Below are 19732 nucleotides of genomic sequence, written 5' to 3' on the forward strand. Positions count from 1 at the left end.
TTCTTTCCTCCATTTTATAGAATATAACGGCTTAGATCTTCATTTTCAGCAATTGTTTCCAGTTTATCGTCAACATACGCTTCTGTGATTGTGATTTCTCCCATCTGCATGTCAGGAGCTTCGAACAATAGATCTTCTAATAATTTTTCCAAAATCGTGTGCAGACGGCGGGCACCGATATTGTCTGTATCGCGGTTCACATCAAAAGCGATTTGCGCGATTCGTTCGATGGCCTCTTTTGTGAATGTCACAGAAACATTTTCCGTACCGATCAGCGCAATATATTGCTTGATCAATGCATTGTCCGGTTCAGTCAAGATTTTCACGAAATCTTCTGCTGTTAAGTCTTCCAATTCTACACGTATTGGGAATCGACCTTGCAATTCTGGGATCAAATCGCTTGGTTTTGACAAGTGGAAAGCACCTGAAGCAACAAACAAGATATGATCAGTTTGGATCGCGCCATATTTTGTATTAACTTGTGATCCTTCAACGATCGGCAAGATATCACGTTGTACGCCTTCTCTTGATACTTCGCCGGATTGTTGTGATTTCGATGTGATTTTATCGATTTCGTCGATAAAAATGATTCCTTTGCTTTCAGCAAGTTTGATTGCTTCGCTGTGGATATCTGCATCTTTCACCAATTTGGCAGATTCTTCTTGGATCAATAATTCGATGGCTTCTTTGACTGTTACTGTGCGTTCGATTTTTTTCTTCGGTGTTAAAGCACCTAATGTTTCATTCAAATCGATCCCCATTTGTTCCAAGCCGTTGTTCATTGCAGGCATTGTTTTTTTCGGTTCTTCGATTTCAATCGTCACTTCACGGTTGTCAAGCAAGCCTTTTTGCAATTGTTCCAAAACGCCTTTACGATTTGTTCGGATTTCTTCTGTCACTTCTTCTTGCGGCTCTGTTTGCTGTTGCTGCGCAGCATTGAACATGTTCATCATTTGTTCAAATTGATTGCCGGATTGGCGCTGTTCTTTCTTGATTCCTGGAACAAGACGTTTGACTAAACGGTTTTCTGCTCGTTTTTTCGCTTGCGCATAGACTTTGCTGTATTGTTCTTTTTCAACGATTTGGATCGCATTTTCTACTAGATCTCGAACCATTGATTCCACGTCACGGCCGACATAACCGACTTCGGTAAATTTTGTGGCTTCGACTTTGACAAACGGCGCTTGGACGATTTTCGCTAAGCGGCGGGCAATCTCTGTTTTACCGACACCGGTTGGACCGATCATCAGCATATTTTTTGGTGTGATATCCTGCTGCATCTTTTCATCCAGCTGCAAACGGCGATAGCGATTGCGTAAAGCAACAGCTACTGATTTTTTTGCTGCTTGCTGTCCAATGATGTAGCGGTCTAATTCACTTACGATTTGTCTTGGTGTTTGCTTCAACTCATTCATTCGGAGCACCTCTCTATAATTCTTCTACAATAATGTTATGGTTCGTGAAGACACAAATGTCAGCTGCAATCGTCAATGCGTTTTGAGCGATTTCTTTTGCTGTCATCTCGCCTGAGTAGTTTTTCATCGCACGAGCGGCTGCCAAGGCATAGTTTCCACCTGAACCAATAGCTAAGATTCCGTCATCTGGTGTAATAACTTCGCCTGTACCTGAGACCAAGAGCATTTCTGTGCTGTTCATGACGATCAGCATTGCTTCTAATTTTTGCATCGATTGCTGTGTGCGCCATTCTTGTGCAAGTTCAACCGCTGCTCGTTGAAGGTTTCCATTGTATTCATTCAGTTTTCCTTCGAATTTTTCTTCTAATGTGAAGGCATCCGCAACACTGCCGGCAAAACCGACCACGACTTCTCCGTTATAGATACGACGGACTTTTCGTGCAGTACCTTTCATGACTACTTGTTCACCCATTGTTACTTGGCCGTCTCCAGCCATTGCAAATTTGCCGTCTTTTTCGACTGCACAAATCGTTGTTGAATGAAATTGTGATTCTGCCATTATTTTTTCCTCCTGTTTCTTAAACAAAAAATGATCTCGCGTTTATGCTCGCGGATGGAAGTTCCGGTAATTTTTTTGTAAACTTTCCTTTGTCACATGTGCATAGATTTGCGTTGTCGATAAGTTTGCGTGTCCCAGCAACTCCTGGACTGTACGCATATCGGCACCGTTATTCAGCAGATGTGTCGCAAACGTGTGGCGAAGCATATGGGGATGGATATCGCTGTCTAAACTGCTTTTCTTTATCAGCTGATTTAAGACGTATTCGATCCCTGTTGGTGTGATTGGTTCCCCATGATGATTAACAAAGACCAATTCGTGATTTTTATGGTATTTCTGCATCAAGACATTTCTGCCTTTTTCAAAATATTCGTGAAGCGCATCTTGCGCAAAAGAACCCAGAGGCGCATAACGTTCTTTGTTTCCTTTTCCGTGGATCAGCATGACCTCAGCTTCAAAGTCGATGTCAGACATCTTCAAACCGCTGCATTCGCTCAGTCGGATACCTGATCCGTACAAGACTTCCAGTAGTGCTTGATTTCTCAAATCTAGCGGTTTTTCGCCTTTTACACTGTCAAATAAAGCCTGCATCTCATCTTCGTAAAAAAAACGAGGCAGCCTTAAACTTTTCTTTTTCAAATGGGCGTAGGAAAAAGGATTTTCTTCCACAACGCCTTCTTTTAAAAGATACTGGTAAAAAGAGCGCAAACTGGCGATTTTTCGGCTGATCGTATTCCGACTGTATTCTTTTTCTGTCAAAAAGCCTAAGTAGATCCGCACATCGGAATGTGTGATACTTAAAAAATCTTCATCTCCAGATTCTTTTAAAAATTTGTTAAAATCGGTGATATCTTTTTGATACGCTGACTGCGTCTTTTCAGAGTACCCGCGTTCAACGATCAAATAACGCAAAAACTTCTCTTCCCAGCTGTTTGCTGTCATCGTTTCACCTTCTTTTTGATTCCAGAAATTAATTTAGCATAGCTATACAAAAAAGACAAATGAATTGTCAGAATTTAACCAATATTTTTAAGCTTGTTCACAATTGCAACAATTCACAGAAATGAAAGAAGGCTTGAGACTGGCGAAAACATCTCCAACAATGAACGATTTCTGCTTTTTGACGCTTCGTACCGGCTCAATCCCTGACCGATCAGTCAGGGATTGAGCCGGTACGGCACCTCGCTTTTCCAGCGAGGCGGCCGTAAAGTAGTTGCAAGTTCTTTGTTGGAATCTGACGTTTGCCGCAGTTCCAAACCTTTTTTTCATAGAGGCACGGCGAAAATTATGCTTTCGCCGCTTCTGATAGTTCTTCGATCACTTTTTCGTTTGCTGCTAATGCGCGTTCAGCAATGGCTGTGTAACGCTCTTTTTTATCTTTGATACGTTTTGGCAGTTCAGGGAACAGACCATAGTTTGCATTCATTGGTTGGAAATGTTTTCCTTCTGCATGCGTGATATAGTAAGCCATACTTCCAATTGCTGTTTCTTGCGGAAATTCAATCGGCTCTTCTTCTTTTGCCAATCTTGCAGCATTGATACCTGCTAACAAGCCGCTAGCTGCGCTTTCCACATAGCCTTCGACACCTGTCATTTGACCAGCAAAGAATAAGTCTTCACGTTTTGCAGATTGATAGGTTGGGCGAAGCAGTTCTGGTGAATTCATGAAACTGTTTCGATGCATCACACCGTAACGGACAAATTCAGCATTTTCCAAACCGGGGATCATTCGGAATACACGTTTTTGTTCGCCCCATTTCAAATGCGTTTGGAAGCCCACGATATTGTACAACGAAGCTGCCGCATTATCTTGACGCAGCTGGATAACTGCATATGGGCGTTTGCCTGTTTTAGGATCTTCTAAGCCGACTGGTTTCATCGGTCCGAATAACATTGTTTTGAATCCGCGCTGCGCCATTACTTCGATTGGCATGCAGCCTTCAAAATATTTTTCTTTTTCAAAAGATTTCAACTCGGCTACTTCTGCTTTCACAAGTTCTTCGTGGAAAGCTGTGAATTCTTCTTCTGTCATCGGGCAGTTCAGATAAGCTGCTTCCCCTTTGTCATAACGAGATTTCAAGTATACTTTATCCATATCGATGGTTGCTTTGTCCACGATTGGGGCAGCAGCATCGAAGAAATAAAATCCATCAGAGCCGTTGAATGCTTTGATTGCTTCTGCTAAAGGATGTGAAGTCAGCGGTCCCGTAGCGATCACTGTGATACCTTCTGGGATTTCTGTTACTTCTTCATTGACGACTGTCACCAATGGATGTTCTTTGACTTTTGCTGTGATCGTTTGAGAAAAAGAATCTCTGTCGACAGCCAATGCGCCGCCCGCAGGAACTGCCGTTTCGTCTGCCGAAGTGATTACTACTGAATTCAATCTGCGCATTTCTTCTTTCAGCAAACCAACCGCATTTGCTAAACTGTTGCCTCTTAAAGAATTTGAACAAACCAATTCTGCAAATTGATCAGTATGATGTGCTTCTGTTGATTTTACTGGACGCATTTCGTATAAACGGACAGGAACACCTGCTTGTGCGATTTGCCAAGCTGCTTCGCTTCCTGCAAGTCCTGCGCCGATAACATTAACTATTTTCAATGAATTGCCTCTTTTCTTTCTATTTTTGAACGTCTTCTTCGTAGTCTCCATTGACACAGACCACTTGTTTGCCGCCTTTGACTTTCTTCTCGACTAAGTACTTGCCGCATTTTGGACAATCTCTGCCGACTGGTTTATCCCAAGAAGTAAAGTCGCAGTCTGGGAAACGAGAACAACCGTAGAATAATCGGTTTTTCTTTGATTTCCGCTCGATGACTTGCCCTTCGTGACAGACAGGACAGACCACACCGATTTCTTTGACGATTGGTTTCGTGTTGCGGCAGTCTGGGAAATTGCTGCAGGCATAGAATTTGCCGTATTTCCCTAATTTGATGACCATTGGATTTCCGCATACATCACAGTCAAAGCCAGCTGGTTCATCTTTGATCTGGATTTTTTCGATATTTTCTTCCGCATTCGTCAATTCTTTTTCGAATGGTTTGTAGAAGCGGTCAACGACTTTGACCCATTCTTCTTTTCCTTCTTCGACCTTGTCTAAGTCGCCTTCCATCTCAGCTGTGAAATGGACATCAACGATCTGAGGGAAAAACTCAACAATCAATGAATTGACGATTTCTCCTAGTTCAGTCGGTTCAAATCGTTTTTGTGTCAGTTTCACGTAGTAGCGTCTTTGGATCGTATCCAATGTTGGCGCATAAGTAGAAGGTCTGCCCACGCCGTTTTCTTCCAGTGTCCGGATCAATGTTGCTTCACTGAAACGAGCTGGCGGCTGCGTGAAGTGCTGTTTCGGCTCGATATCGACAGATTGGACGATGTCGCCTTCTGCCAATTCAGGCAAGATGTTTTCTTTGTCTTCTTTGCCGTCGTCTCGTCCTTCAACATACACTTGCATAAACCCTTTGAATTTTACTTTGGAACCATTGGCAACGAAAATCACTCCGTTTTGATCCAATGTCACTTTCATCGTATCTAAAATAGCTGGTGTCATTTGGCTGGCAACAAAGCGTGACCAGATAAGCGTGTATAATTTCAGTTGATCTTTATCTAAATATTGTTTGATTTCGTCTGGTGTTCTTAAGACACTCGTCGGGCGGATCGCTTCATGGGCATCTTGCGCTCCTTGAGCATTTTTTACTTTGCGGCTGCCGTGAGCAGAAAATTCGTCTCCATAAGTTTTTTCGATAAATTCAGCTGCTTCACTTTTCGCTGTATCAGAAATCCGAGTCGAATCCGTACGCATATAAGTGATCAAACCCACTGTACCTTGTTTTCCTAAAGAGATTCCTTCATAAAGCTGTTGTGCGACCATCATGGTTTTTCTGGTACGGAAATTCAATTTCCGAGCAGATTCCTGTTGCAGGCTGCTGGTCGTAAATGGATTAGCAGGATTTCTTTTGCGTTCTTTTTTCTCGACTTTCTTGACTTCAAAATCTTCTCCGTCGATTCGGGTAGTGACTTCTTTTACATGTTCAGCATTTGAAAGTTTTTTCTTTTTGCCGTCAATTCCCCAAAAATTAGCTTTGAATTTTTTCCGTGCTTTCTTGAAGTTTCCGTCGATACTCCAATATTCTTCAGGAACAAATTCACGGATTTCTTTTTCACGATCGATGATCAGTTTTAATGCAATGGATTGAACACGCCCGGCACTCAATCCTTTTTTGACTTTGCGCCATAAAATAGGGCTGATCGAATACCCTACTAGACGATCCAGTGCGCGGCGGGCTTGCTGCGCATCCACAAGATCGACATCGATCACACGCGGTTCTTTAAAGGCTGCTTTTACCGCATCTTTCGTGATCTCATTGAAGACCACGCGATTTTTTTCTTTTAAATCTAAACCTAATAAATAAGCTAAATGCCAAGCAATCGCTTCTCCCTCTCTATCCGGGTCACTTGCGAGATAGACTTTTTGTGCTTTTTTTGCAGCAGATTTTAAACTTTTGATCACATCGCCTTTTCCTCGGATGGAAATATAGTGCGGTTCATAGTTGTTTTCTACATCGATTCCCATTTTACTCTTTGGCAAATCTCTGATATGGCCGACACTTGCCATAACCTTATAATTGCGGCCAAGATATTTTTCGATAGTCTTTGCTTTCGCAGGTGATTCAACGATCACTAAGTATTTATATGCCATTCTAGAATGGGCTCCTTTCACTTGTCGAGTTCCTACTATATAATTAGGCGAAATTCATACACAAATCGTAGCTAATCATATCTATTCAGAAAACGTTTGTCAAGAAAGGTTGTTTTTTTAAGGGAGTTCTGCCAGGATATCTTGGCCGGAAATCGTACATTTTGCACCATCTTGGATCAGCTGATGACACCCTTCTGAATGTTCCGCAAGAATATTTCCAGGTACCGCGAAAACTTCTCTTCCTAAGTCAAGTGCTTGCTGCGCAGTGATCAGCGAACCGCTTCTCTTCCTTGCTTCAATGACACAAGTCCCTTTAGATAACGCTGCGATGATTCGATTTCTCATAGGAAAACGATGACGCAAAGCACCGGCATTCGGTGGATATTCGCTAAGCAGTAAATGCTCTTTTCCAATTATTTCTTGAATTTTTTTATTTTCTTTGGGATAGATTTGATCAATTCCTGTTGCAATCACTGCAATCGTCTTCCCGCCAGTCTCCAGGGCTGCTTGATGCCCAAATGTATCAATCCCTCTTGCACAGCCGCTGACGATTACATAGCCGGCTTCAATGACAGGTCTCAATAAATAAAAAACGGTCTTCTTTCCTAAAAAAGAAGGTTCTCTCGCGCCAACGATACTCAGCATATTCGCTTCAAGCAGTTCCAGATTTCCTTTATAAAAAAGAACCGTTGGAGGGTACGCCAAGTGATGGAGCTGTCGGGGATATCGTGCGTCCAAACAGGTGATATACCGTTTATCTTTACTGATTGATTCCCAGTTTTCTTCAGTATTGAGCCAACTTTTGCGGAACAGTTCTCTGTAAGCAGTGATTTTTGCTAATTTGATGATTTTTTCGCTGTCAAATAATTCTTCAGTCTCTTCTTGAGAAGATTGCAAGAGATGCTGGAACACTCGCCATTTCCCTTGCGCACTGATTCCTTCTGCATAAGCTAAACGCAGAAGATACTCTTCTATTTTATACATAAAAAGCCACCTTTCGCTTCTCTTTTTTAATAAGATACGCAAAAGATGACACGTTTTTTTTTAAATGTATTGTTTGACAGGTGCAAAAGTTTTTCGATGGATCGGTGTGATGCCGTTTTCTTTCAATCCATTCAAATGTTCTTGGGTTCCATATCCTGCGTTTTTGGCAAATCCATAACCAGGATAAAGTGCTTCATATTCTTTCATCATACGGTCGCGATAGACTTTTGCAATAACACTAGCTGCCGCAATCGAAACAGAGCGGGCATCGCCTTTGATGATTTTTTCTTGTTGGATCGGTAAATCAAGAACCATGGCATCAATCAACAGATACGTTGGTTGGATGGCTAATTGTTCAACCGCTTGGATCATTGCCAGCTTGCTTGCTTCGTAAATATTGACTTGATCGATAATTGATTCTTCGATGACTCCAATGCCGACAGCTAAAGCATTCTCTGTGATTTTTTCATACAGTTCTTCTCGTTTTTTCTCAGAAAGCTGTTTTGAATCATTCAATCCGAGAAGTTCGTAGTTTTTTGGCAAAATAACTGCAGCAGCGACCACAGGCCCAGCTAATGGTCCTCTGCCCACTTCATCTATACCCGCGATAAATTGATGGCCGTTTGCATAGCCTTGATTCTCAAAAAGAAGCATTTCTTGATATTTTTCTTTGAGTGCCTGATCTTTCGCTAGTCGTTTTTCTAAACCAAGTAATGCTTGCTGAACTCCTTTTCTTTCATCCAATCTGATCATTTGGACGTAAGGATCGGCCAAATCTGTGCATTGCATCAGTTTGGTTTTGATTTGCTGGATCGACTCTTTCATTCGTCGGACTCCATTTCTTCTGCACGGTCTAATGTATAACGGCCTAATTTTCCTTGACGAATATCAAAAACAACTAGTTCGCTTCCACGATCATAATCGTCTCTCAATCCTCTTCTTTGAGTGATCGTCATCAAAAGTTCTGGCGCCAGCTGCTGTTCTTGATCGGCTTCCAGATTGTATCTTTCACTGATTTTGTTTGGGTAATAGCGGGCAAAAAAGTCTAAGCCGTAAATCGCCAAATCATCTAAATGGACCAATTGATCTTTGATTGCGCCAGTCAATGCTAGCTTTTTCCCGATTTCCGGATCTTCAAATTTAGGCCACAAGATCCCTGGTGTGTCCAGCAGTTCTAATTCGCTGCCTGAACGGAGCCACTGCTGACCTTTTGTCACGCCGGGTTTATTTCCGGTTTGCGCTACTTTTTTCCCTGCCAAGCGATTCATCAACGTGGATTTTCCGACATTGGGAATACCTAAGACCATGGCACGGATCGCACGCGGCTTCAAGCCGCGCGCGGCATCTCGCGCTCTTTTTTCTTTCAAGACTTCTTTTGAAGCAGCAAGGATCGATTTGATTCCTTTATTTTCTTGCGCATTGATTGCTAACGCAGCATGTCCTTCTTTTTCAAAATAAGCTTGCCATTTTTGTGTTTGCTGCGGGTCTGCGAGGTCTGCTTTGTTCAACAAAACAAGACGAGGTTTTTGCTGGATGATCTGATCTAGCATTGGGTTACGAGAAGATAACGGTAATCGAGCATCGACCAGCTCAAAAACGATATCGACGTATTTCATTTTTTCAGAAACTTCACGGCGGGCTTTCGCCATATGTCCTGGAAACCACTGTATGGTCATAAAATTCCTCCTTAGATGGTGCAACGTTCTTCGATTTCTTCAAATAATCTATTTAACGGATCGTTTGATCTTGAATTTCTCCGAAGTTATTGTAACACATTCTATGGCGTTTATTGTTCGATTGCCGATATTTTTTCATTTCCCCACTGCTGGCAGACAGAATCATTCTTTCAAAAAGGCTGTTAGTTTGTTGTAGGTTTCTTGTGTTTGCGGGATTTTAAAATCAAATTGGTATTCGTGTCCTAGTGTGGCAGTCTCTTTGTCATAAGAAACAGTAGTCACACGGCGTCCGGCCGCTGTCAATTTTTTTGAAACGTCCATCATTTGTTTTGTAAAAGTATTTTCGTTTCCGTCAGTAAAAAAGAAGCTTTGGTCAAAGTTTTTGACCTGTGAATGAAGCGAAAGCTGTGCAATTTCTTTTGACTCTGTAAACTGTTTATCATTGAAATAAGCCCAGCCGCATTGTTTGTAAAGAAAACTTGAGATCGAATCTGAAACTTCTGTGAATTTTTCTGGTTCCAGCAAACCTGACAGGGAAATGAATTTTTGGACTTGTTCTCCATAAATGACTGGTGTAATTTGATCCATTTTCTGAATTTGTTCGTCATAAAGCGCTGTTAGATATTCACTAGCGATTTGTGCTCCCGCTGAATCACCGCCGATCATCACCTTCGACCAATCGATTTTGTCTGTGTCATGTTCTTTCATAAATTTTATTGCTTCATTCAGCTGCTGCACTGGTGCAGGATGGGCAGTTTCTGGCGCAAGTGTATAGTTGATGTTGACGACGATAGTATTTGTGTCTGCACTAAGCAATTTCAAATAATCTTGACAATCTCTTTTATCTCCGCCAACATATCCTCCGCCGTGCATCCAAAACAAAACGGCACTTTTTTGTTTTAAATCTTTCGGTGTATAGATATCTAATACATTATTGTCATATTTTGAAGGATATTTTTGATTTTCACTTACGGATAACATATTTATTTTTTGATCAAAATCTTTAGGTCGTGGGTAGACTTGTTTTTTATCACTCGTATCAAATTGAGTTCTAACTAGGTAGCTGACTGGTTTTGGTGTAAGTTGATTGATTAGAAAAATGCCGAGAACCAGTATAACAATCAATGAGATCAAGGTCAGCAAGATCCGTTTTACCCATTTCATTTTTTCAGCCCCTTTCTTGCTTGAAAGAACCAGAACAACACGGCTGCTGCACTAATCACACCGCCTGTGATCATCAATACGGGATGCGTTGTGTCACCTGTTTTTGGCAAGTTGTTCGTGGATGATCCTTTAGTTGCAGTTACGGGCTTGTTCTCTTGTACTTTCACGTTTGTTTTTGAAATATTTTGTACGTTTGGTGTTTCATCTTTTACAGGTTCAGTTTTACTTGTATCATTTTTAGTTGTGTCATCTTTAGTACCAGAAGAATTGTCTTTATTAGTGGGATTTCCTGAATTATCATCCGGTTTTACTGCTTCCTTTTGATAGATATAAGTAATTGTCGGTACTTTTTCATTGAACGTTCCTTCCGTTGATCCATCAACTGAAAGAAGTTTGTATCCAGCAAAGTTTTTTTCTTCTGTTTTATAGGGCTCCCCGTAAGTACCTGACAAGACCAGGCAATCTTCTTTAAGCAAATTTTTCCCCTGCTCATCTTGATATCTTACTTGGACATGATCTTCAAAAACGACTTTCAAGAAATCAGTGACATGCTGATCATACGCTGCTGGATCGACTTCTTGTGCTTTCCCATGGTCTGCGCCTTCAACGATGAGCAGATCTTTATATCCGCTGGCAAGATCATACAAAGCGGACGCATTGGAAACTGGAACAACTGTATCTGCGCTGCCATGGATAATCAATTTAGGAATCGCAGAATTTGTCATTCCGATAACTGGAAGATCTTGTGTCAAATCGATTTTTACATAAGGATCATTGTAATATTGCTGAAGCATCGACATGTACATATCTTCGTGTGCTTGGTCAGCAGCTACATCTAACTTGTCAAAAAGATTCATAAGAGCCGGTGCTATTTTCGTTTGATAGGTGAAACGTAATTGTTCATTGATTGATTTGAATCCGCAATTTTCGATGATGCCTTTTACATTTGATGGTACATCTTTGGCCAAGGTCGACATCATGGTAGCCGCGCCCATTGATCCGCCGTATAATAAAATCTTTTGTTGCGGACGTTCTCTGCTTTCTCTATTGACCCAATAAAGCACATCATCTGATTCATAGGCCCCATAAGTGATATAATCGCCGCCGCTTGCACCGCTTGCTCGTGAGTCGACAAACAACAGATTATAACCGGCATCATAGAAATTCTTATATTCATCAGAAACGATTCCGTTCGTCCAATTTCCACGAACTCCTCCATGGATAATCACCGTTTTATCCGATTTCTGATCAACATAATAACTTTTTACTGTCATCATTTGTCCATCTTCATGGTTAAGTGTGGTTCCTTCCAATTGTTCCGTGTTCGGATAAAATCCTGTATTAGGCACTTCCGCCGTATCGGCTAATGCCAAAAGTGAAAACAGAACACTGTCTTTGGCAAAAGCGGCATCGTACATAAAATAAGCAGCTACAAGATGGTTAATGATCTCTGGTGCTACGTCAAATCTTTCTTTGATGTTTTCCGGTGCGATCAAATCATCGACCGCTCCTCTCAGTGCTATCGTTTTAAATACAAAAGAGGGCAGGCTGTTATTGTAAGCTTCATGAAGTTTGCGTTCCGTAAATTTTAAAAATAAGTCCGGATTGAATTTATCGCCTTTTCCTATCTTAGCAATTTCTGCTTTATCGGTGTCGTTATCATTTACTGCCGACTGACTGTTTTCCTGATCAGTATCAGCAGCTGCTGTCTGATCTGTCGTCTGTTCAGTACTTGGTTGTGTGCTTGAATCTGTCGTGGTACTTTGTTCTGTTGTTTCTGAGGTTGTTGTTTCTGACTGTTGGGTTTCAGTTTGCTGTGTTTCCGAACTTGATTTCTCTGTTATTGCGCTACTTATCTCGCTCGTTTTCTCTGCTGCATCAGCTTGCGAAGTCATTGTTGCATCCTCATTAGATACCGCATTGACAAGGCTTGGGTTCACTGTTCCCAGTAACATTCCTAATGCTGCTGCCGCATATACATACTTGTTCATTTTTTTACTCATTCTATATCCTCCTTATTGTTATATATGCATTTTATGAAAACGCAATCATTTAATATACAAGAAAAAAGAGGTTTATTACAAAAAAGGAGCAAAATGAAAAAAGTGATTAAAAAATTCTTGACTGTTCAATAATTTAATTGGAAAAAGACAAAAGACCGATAAAAATATACCGGTCTTTTACGTACTATTTTTATAAAAAATTAGTTTTTCGTCTCTTCTTGCGGTGTGATTTGTTCATGGAGCTGGGTCAATAATTCGATTTGCAGCTGCTGAAGTTCGACGATATGCTGCCATTGTTCGGACATCAAGTAATCGATTTTCTCGTGAAGCAAACTAATCTCCAGTTCCGCTTTTAAATTTGTTCGGTAGTCGTTGTCTGCTTCTTTTCGGTCACGAGCTGCTTGCCGGTTTTGGCTCATCATGATAATAGGGGCTTGGATCGCAGCAAGACAGGAGAGTGCAAGATTCAATAAAATAAACGGGTACTTATCAAAAGGTTGGAACCAATCTGTCATTGAATTCAAAAGGATCCAGATGATCAAAACACAAATGAATATAAAAATAAACGGCCAGCTTCCGCCAAATTTTGCGATCGCATCAGCCGCTTTTTGTCCTAGCGTCTTTTTCCCTTCAAACGAACTATTGAGATTTGTACTGATGATTTTATTCTCTTTGATTTTTTCAATCATTTCTTGATTGATTTTCTTCGTTTCATCTTGTTCCTGAAGAATCTGTTCCTGCAAGTATTCCAGACGATAGTTCAATAATTCAACAAATGAAATCGTGGAATCTTCATTCAATTCAGGATTTTTATCAAGCAAGTACTTGCGGATCTTCGGCTCTACTTCATTGAGATCAATACGATTTTCTTTTTGTCTGCCCTCCATCTGTGCTCCCCCTCTATGCTCATTTTTCTTAATTATACTTATTTTTTCTGAAAAAAAGTATTTTCAGCTATTGAGAAGAAAAACAGCACAAAAAAAACAGTAATCACGAAAATTTCGTAATTACTATTTTCTTTCCTATATTAACGTTTATCTCCGCGAACTGCATCGACATAATCCCAGATGCTTATACGAAAAAGTGCACGAATTTCTTCAGGCAACTCAGACACGCGTTTTACTGGCTGATCAGCTAAGATTTTTTTCGCCCAGTCTGGGTCAACAAGCATTGCTTGGCCAACAGCTGCTAAATCAGCGGATTGTAATGTTTTTTCGATATCGTCGGCTGTTTCGATACTTCCTACACCAATCAATGGCAAACGTCCGGCGATTTTTTCTTGCATATAAGCTAAAATCGTTTTTTCTTGGTATGCTTCTTCGACAGACACACGATCATACGTATTTAAAGAAACATGCAGATAGTCTAATTCTTTTTCAGCTAAATGATCGACAAGGTACAGTGTGTGCTCCATACGAATCCCAGGTGTTTCAAATTCTTCAGGAGAAAAACGATAGCCGATAATAAACGGTTCGCTGGTTGCTTGTTTGACACCTGCAATCACTTCATCTACCAAAACATCCACAAAATGATATCGGTTTTCTAAACTTCCGCCCCATTCATCTTCACGACGATTTGAGTGTGGTGAAAAGAATTGTTGGATCAAATAAGTATTGGCCCCATGGATCTCGATACCATCAAAGCCCGCTTTTACTGCGCGTATCGCTGCTTTTTTGAAATCTTCAATCACAGCAAGCACTTCTTCACCAGTTAGCGCGAGAGGTGTTGGTGCGTCAGGTCTTTCTGCTGGAACTGCACTAGCAGAAACAGGTTGTTGTCCGTCGATCACAGCTGTTGGTGTCATACGTCCGCCATGGAAAATCTGCAAGATCGCTTTAGCACCGCCTGCTTGGATGCTTTTAGCTAATTTTGTCAATCCAGGAATAAAGCGGTCATCATAAACACCTAATTCACCTTTCCAACCTTGTCCGATTGCTTGTACATTCGCTGCTCCTGTTATCACAGCGCCTAAATCATGTGAGCGATTTGCATAATAGCGGAGCTCATCTTGGGTCACGATCCCATTGTAAAAACTCATTTCCGTTGTCATTGGCGACAGCATCAAACGGTTGCGTAGTGTACTTCCGTTCTTGAATTGGAATGTTTCTTTAAAATTTGCCATTGCTCTTCCTCCTAAATTGGTACACGTCTTTGTTTCTTAGCGCTACGTATTCTATCCCAAAAAAAGAAAGCTTGTCAAATAAAAAATACTCTTTAAAAAAACAATATTTTCTTTTCCTACTCTGCCAAAAAAGGAACCTTTTAGTAACTATAGCACCAAAAAGTACGCATGGAAATATGAGTTTCTGCTCAGTGATCAAAGTTTTCGATTTTATACACAAAAAATAACGTTTTTTACTCTTTATGTTTAGCAAAAAACCAGAAAGAAGTTTTCGGCTTTTGCCTCAACTTTTTTCTGGGTTCCAATCAATATCCCCTTCGTTCGCATGTGTTTGAAGTGTACGGAAAATCCCGCCAATGACATAGATTTTTCTTTTTATCGCTTTTCACCTCTTAGTTATCTGTTTATTCATTTTTCCTCAATACGAATTGCGTCGTAAATTCCTTTTTTGCCTGTTTAAAGTAAAATTCTCCTTGACGATATTTCGAAACGATTCGATCAATACTAGTCAGTCCGATCCCTTGATGTCCAGGTTTTGTTGTAAATCCATTTTTGGCGCAGTCCATTTTTGCTTTTTTAGAAGTATGAAGAGAATTAACGATTTTACAGTCAATATAGCGGCTTTCTATATAAAGATCTACTTTTATAGTTGTCTTCTCTTGATTCGTACATTCTTCAACAGCATTATCAAAAAGGATAGACAGACATCTGACCGCGTCGATCATTAAAAAATCATCCAGTATCTGTTCCATTTCCTGCACTTGTAATTCAACAGAAATGTTTTGCTGACGGCATTTTTTCAAAGCAGAAACTAAATAATGTTTCAGCCAATGATTTTTCATTTGTTCGATCCTGTGGTAGTTGCGGACAGGGATTTCCTCATTGATATAATTTGAAATACTTGAGATATAAGCTAAAGCTTCTTCCTTGTCATTATGTTTGATCAACTCAGCTAATGTATATAAGATATTGTTGAAATCATGCGTCAATGTTTGGATATTCGCTAAAGAAAGCTCTGCTGCTGCTTGTTTCTCGATATGCAAACTCAATTGTTGTTTTTGTTTACTTAAAAGTATCCCTGCCAGCGAAACAAATAACAGGATCAAGAAAAATACAGCTGAACTAAATGTTAAGTAAAAACGCTGGAACGCAAAGATCGGACTCCCGAAAAACAGCTTCAGTCCCAAAAAGAAGGCAAAAAAGAGGATACTCAAAATAAAGGCATTTTTCTTTTTGAGAAACACGGTGATTTGAAGGATATGAGACTTATAAATAAACCAGTTATACAATCGATCTTGAAACAGGAATAAAAGCAGTCTGATCATTGTAAATACTGCCAGCCAGCGAACAACATTCCATGTTGGAAAGAAATCCATCTCATAAAACATGAACAAACTGTCAACAGCGATCCGCGAAAGTTGATCAATGGCAAAAGCAAACATCGTCAAAAACACACTTGTGATGAAAAGCTGACCAGAAATCGTCAGAAATAGAGCAACCAGCAGATAATTAGCCGGCATAAAAAGAAACAACGCTTCTTCCTGCATAAAAAAGACACCTGCTTCTTCCCCTAAAAACAAAAAACACAGGATCAAATAATTATACGTTGTCAGGAAATTCATTCGATAAAAATAAAAACCTGCGCCTAACAGACCGATGATACTGACAAAAAGCTGGACAGCATTGTAATTGCTTACTAACAAATAAATCCCTCCAATTCTTTGATACGATTTTTTTGCATAACACTCCCATATTGATTAATGTGAGCTTATCGTCTGAGATACTTCTATTTTGACGAAAAAGTCGATGTTCTTTTATTATTATCCTATGTTTTTTGCCCGCTCTTGCTCATGGAACTGATATTTTCATCGGTTTATCATTTTTTGATCCCCAAAAAACTATTTTCTATAACAAAAAAGACGGAACAATTATCTGTCCCGTCTGCTTCGAACCGAAATAATTATTTTTGACTGCTCAACGAATCCACTTCATATCACTGAATGGATAATAAACAAACCTCGCTTTGCCAAGGATCTCGTCTTTTGATACAGTACCGAATGAACGGCTGTCTTTAGACACACGGCGATTGTCCCCCATCACAAAATAACTGTCGTCGGCGAGCCGATCCTCTCCAATCAGTTCCTGCAACGTAAAGTCTGTCGTATAAGAAGCATCCTCATGGTCAAGTTGGATGTTTTTACGCAAAAAAGGCTCTTTTATTATTTTCCCGTTGATTGTAAGCTGGTCTTTTTGATAACTGATTTCTTCTCCTGGCAAACCAATCACTCGCTTGATGTAGATCGTTCCATCTGCTAATTGGAAAACGATGACGTCAAAACGCTTGATTTCAGTTATTTTTTCCATGGCGATCATATTTCCCTGGCTTAATGTCGTTTCCATAGAGTTTCCTTCAACAGGTACCGGTATCAGGAAAAACCCGCGTAAAATAAAAGCAATGAAAGCCGCACTCAGAAAATATTTGACTACTAGCCAGAAGCGATCGATATAGCGTTGTTTTTTCGTCAATTCTATCCCTCATTTTTTTCTCTTCTTTCATTATAAGGAATTTCGGTATGAAATGCGACTGCTAAGAATATTTTTTAATGAGAAAAGAACAGCCGCTTCTCAGCGGCTGTTCTCTTTGTATTTTTCCCATGCTTCATCAAAAATGTCCATGGAATCTAAGTAATCGACATTCATCTCTAAATAATCGGAAACTTCTTCATATTCTGTAGTGTGTTTGGGAAATTGGATATCTTTTCCTGCTTCGTTGGCAAATGTCGTCACTGCATCACGCTGCGGCCCTCGAAGTGTCATCAAATAATGGTAAAAACTGCGGCTCATGCTTGCTCCTCCCAATTATCAGCGATAAACGCAGCTCTTCTAGCGTGGTTTCGAGCAAAATTCTCCGGATGTTTTTTGTAGTATTCCTGATGCTCTTCTTCCGCCAAATAAAACGTTTGTGCTGGTTCGATCGAAGTAACGATTGGCTGATCAAAACGTCCACTCGCTTGCAGCTGCTGTTTGCTTTTTTCTGCTGCGCGCTTTTGTTCTTCTGAAAAATAAAAAATGACTGGGCGATAATTGTCTCCGCGGTCTTCGAATTGTCCAAAGGCATCTGTTGGATCTGTTTGCTGCCAATAGATTTCCAGTAAATCATCATAATTGATTTTTTCAGGATCATAGATGATCTCAATTGCTTCGGTGTGGCCTGTTTCATGATTTTTCACTTGCTCATAAGAAGGATTTTCCACATGTCCGCCTGTATAGCCAGACATCACTGAATGGATTCCTGTAAGTGTATCGAATGGCTGGATCATACACCAGAAACAGCCGCCGGCAAAAATCGCACGTTCCATCTTCGTTCCTTCTTTCTAATTGCTTTCTGTTGTTTCTGTGGTAGTTGTGTTGTCTGTATCATTTGTTTTAGGCAAGTATAAGCTGAATTGGATATCATCGTCTACTAGATTGATTCGTTCTGCTTTGATATACATGCCATTTTGCATACGGAACTGATCAAGCCGGATCATCACTGTTAAATCATCGGTATTGATCTCGATCCAATCAGGCAGTTTATAATTTCGTTTGATCATGTTCATGATATCTTTGATTGGCAAACTTAGCGTCCCAACTGAGAGGCTTTTTGCTTTCAATTGTACATTCCCATTTTCCATAACATATGGATCAAAATATAAATAAAAGTTTATCGGAAATCCTAAGATCTCAAATTCACCGTTTAACAGAGCTTCGTTTTCTAAATAAAATTTATATTTCACATCACTGTCTTTTTGGAAGTCTTCTAAAAAGAAGGTAATCAGCTGATTGACTTTTTCTTTTTTCGTATTGATCGTCAAAACAGGTTCTCCTTGACGCGCAGTGATTGCTGGGATTTCTTTATAGTCTGGTTCTCGATTCGCAAAGATCCTTGTTCCTAAAAAGATCCCTGTGCCAAGAATCAAACCAATCAATACTAAACATGCGATTTTCCAAGGATTTCGCATCGATTCGCGGAACGGTTTTTTTGAAGCTTGTTTTGGTGTTTTTTTGGAGACTCTTTTTTCTGGTTCTTTTTCCGTCATCTATTCTCCTCCTTCAGCAGCCACTTCTCTTGTGTTTTGATGAGCTGATCTCTGACCACATTTGCCATCAGCTGATACCCCAGATTGTTGGGATGGAAGTGGTCTTCTTCATACAACACATTATTTTTCAATTGGTTCAGATTATCGCCTGAGCCGCTGTCTTGTGTGCCGCTTTCTGCTGTGATACCGACTTGATTGTCCAGTCCTTGATAAAGGATATCATTGATTGGGATAAAATAAGTATTCGGTTCTTCTGACAGAGTCGTTTCTGTTCCCTTGTTCCAATTATCAACGATTGTCTGCATATCTGTTATCTCAGGAAAGTTCAAATAAAAAGGATTATAGATCCCTAAGACATAGATGGGTGCTGTTTTATTCAATGAACGCATTTCTTCAATTAAAGAAGCGACATTTTTTTGATAATTTTTTAAAGGTTTTTTAAACGAATCGACGCTTAGGCCGAAAAAGTTGTTCTGGATTACTTTCATCAAATCATTGCCGCCGACAGTAAGTGTAATAAAGTCAGCCGAAGCAATATTTTTTTGGATCTTTTCTTCTTTCTTCAATCGTTTTAAAATCTGATCGCTTCGTTCGCCGTTGACCCCGTAATTCTCGATTTCTACTGCTGTGAGCTGATAACGGTCCTTTAAATCATTTGCGACTAAAGGAACAAATCCGCCTTGCTGGGTCTGGTCTCCAACGCCTTCTGTCAAAGAATCGCCGATTGCTATGTAGTGGATTTTGTCTTTCTTGGACGAATCATCTTGCACTGCAGTTCCTGGCTTCAACAGAGGTTCAGCTTTTGGCAAAGAAAATGAGAGTCCTGCATATACCGCAATCGCGATAACTAATGGCAGGAGCAAAAGAAGAAGTCTTGGTTTCATTCGTTTCATTTTATTCACCTCTGATTGGTTTTTATCTTAACAAAAGTTTTGCTAAAAAGGTAGGGGAAATAATAAAAAGCAGGACCAGAAAATCTATTCTTTCCGATTCTCAGCATCCAATCGTTGAAACGTCGAGGTTTGCT

General features: G+C 40.2%; 18 protein-coding genes. All 18 read right to left on the reverse strand.

Translation table 11 applies throughout. The features are described 5' to 3' along the window. Positions 1–14 precede the first annotated feature (14 nt). The 18 genes from hslU to IGI64_RS07285 all read right to left on the reverse strand — a co-directional run bounded on the left by hslU (position 15) and on the right by IGI64_RS07285 (position 19598). Positions 15–1415: an ATP-dependent protease ATPase subunit HslU gene (hslU, locus tag IGI64_RS07200; protein ID WP_016625623.1), complete on the reverse strand. Its 1401-nt coding sequence runs from the start codon at positions 1413–1415 to the stop codon at positions 15–17. Between the two features lie 13 nt (positions 1416–1428). Further along, positions 1429–1974 carry an ATP-dependent protease subunit HslV gene (gene hslV / locus IGI64_RS07205; RefSeq protein ID WP_034863273.1) on the reverse strand — a complete coding sequence of 182 codons (546 nt, stop codon included), beginning with the start codon at positions 1972–1974 and terminating at the stop codon, positions 1429–1431. 42 nt (positions 1975–2016) lie between these two features. Beyond that, entirely contained in the window at positions 2017–2916 is a 900-nt protein-coding gene (xerC, locus tag IGI64_RS07210) for a tyrosine recombinase XerC (RefSeq protein ID WP_016625621.1), read from the reverse strand. A gap of 343 nt (positions 2917–3259) precedes the next feature. After that, positions 3260–4630, reverse strand: a complete 1371-nt coding sequence (trmFO, locus tag IGI64_RS07215; RefSeq protein WP_429940024.1) for an FADH(2)-oxidizing methylenetetrahydrofolate--tRNA-(uracil(54)-C(5))-methyltransferase TrmFO — start codon at positions 4628–4630, stop codon at positions 3260–3262. Then, positions 4599–6677, reverse strand: coding sequence for a type I DNA topoisomerase (gene topA / locus IGI64_RS07220; protein ID WP_016625619.1), 2079 nt, complete (start codon positions 6675–6677; stop codon positions 4599–4601). Before topA ends, trmFO begins: the two co-directional genes overlap by 32 nt. 117 nt (positions 6678–6794) lie before the next feature. Further along, positions 6795–7661 carry a DNA-processing protein DprA gene (dprA, locus tag IGI64_RS07225; protein ID WP_429940025.1) on the reverse strand — a complete coding sequence of 289 codons (867 nt, stop codon included), beginning with the start codon at positions 7659–7661 and terminating at the stop codon, positions 6795–6797. A gap of 60 nt (positions 7662–7721) precedes the next feature. Then, on the reverse strand, positions 7722–8486 hold the full coding sequence (locus IGI64_RS07230; RefSeq protein WP_429940026.1) for a ribonuclease HII: 765 nt from the start codon (positions 8484–8486) through the stop codon (positions 7722–7724). Then, positions 8483–9337: a ribosome biogenesis GTPase YlqF gene (gene ylqF / locus IGI64_RS07235; RefSeq protein WP_429940027.1), complete on the reverse strand. Its 855-nt coding sequence runs from the start codon at positions 9335–9337 to the stop codon at positions 8483–8485. Before ylqF ends, IGI64_RS07230 begins: the two co-directional genes overlap by 4 nt. Before the next feature lie 162 nt (positions 9338–9499). Further along, entirely contained in the window at positions 9500–10501 is a 1002-nt protein-coding gene (locus IGI64_RS07240; RefSeq protein WP_429940028.1) for an alpha/beta hydrolase, read from the reverse strand. Continuing rightward, positions 10498–12504: an alpha/beta fold hydrolase gene (locus IGI64_RS07245; RefSeq protein WP_429940029.1), complete on the reverse strand. Its 2007-nt coding sequence runs from the start codon at positions 12502–12504 to the stop codon at positions 10498–10500. The genes IGI64_RS07240 and IGI64_RS07245 overlap by 4 nt, the downstream gene beginning before the upstream one ends. Positions 12505–12704: 200 nt before the next feature. Next, complete coding sequence (locus IGI64_RS07250) at positions 12705–13391, reverse strand: DUF1003 domain-containing protein (protein WP_429940030.1); 687 nt, start codon at positions 13389–13391, stop codon at positions 12705–12707. Positions 13392–13531: 140 nt separating this feature from the next. Then, positions 13532–14626: an NADH-dependent flavin oxidoreductase gene (locus IGI64_RS07255; protein ID WP_429940031.1), complete on the reverse strand. Its 1095-nt coding sequence runs from the start codon at positions 14624–14626 to the stop codon at positions 13532–13534. 404 nt (positions 14627–15030) lie between these two features. Continuing rightward, positions 15031–16329: a GHKL domain-containing protein gene (locus IGI64_RS07260; RefSeq protein WP_429940033.1), complete on the reverse strand. Its 1299-nt coding sequence runs from the start codon at positions 16327–16329 to the stop codon at positions 15031–15033. 271 nt (positions 16330–16600) lie between these two features. Next, entirely contained in the window at positions 16601–17152 is a 552-nt protein-coding gene (gene lepB, locus IGI64_RS07265; protein ID WP_016625607.1) for a signal peptidase I, read from the reverse strand. Positions 17153–17251: 99 nt separating this feature from the next. Further along, on the reverse strand, positions 17252–17470 hold the full coding sequence (locus IGI64_RS07270) for a YozE family protein (RefSeq protein ID WP_034863262.1): 219 nt from the start codon (positions 17468–17470) through the stop codon (positions 17252–17254). Beyond that, positions 17467–17985, reverse strand: coding sequence for a peptide-methionine (S)-S-oxide reductase MsrA (msrA, locus tag IGI64_RS07275; RefSeq protein WP_429940034.1), 519 nt, complete (start codon positions 17983–17985; stop codon positions 17467–17469). The genes IGI64_RS07270 and msrA overlap by 4 nt, the downstream gene beginning before the upstream one ends. Positions 17986–18000: 15 nt before the next feature. Continuing rightward, positions 18001–18627 carry a YpmS family protein gene (locus IGI64_RS07280; RefSeq protein ID WP_429940761.1) on the reverse strand — a complete coding sequence of 209 codons (627 nt, stop codon included), beginning with the start codon at positions 18625–18627 and terminating at the stop codon, positions 18001–18003. A 74-nt stretch (positions 18628–18701) separates the two neighbouring features. After that, entirely contained in the window at positions 18702–19598 is an 897-nt protein-coding gene (locus tag IGI64_RS07285) for an SGNH/GDSL hydrolase family protein (protein ID WP_429940035.1), read from the reverse strand. Positions 19599–19732: the final 134 nt, after the last annotated feature.

Origin of the sequence: Enterococcus sp. DIV0210g, from assembly GCF_050559705.1 — a bacterium.
Lineage (GTDB): Bacteria > Bacillota > Bacilli > Lactobacillales > Enterococcaceae > Enterococcus_B > Enterococcus_B faecalis_A.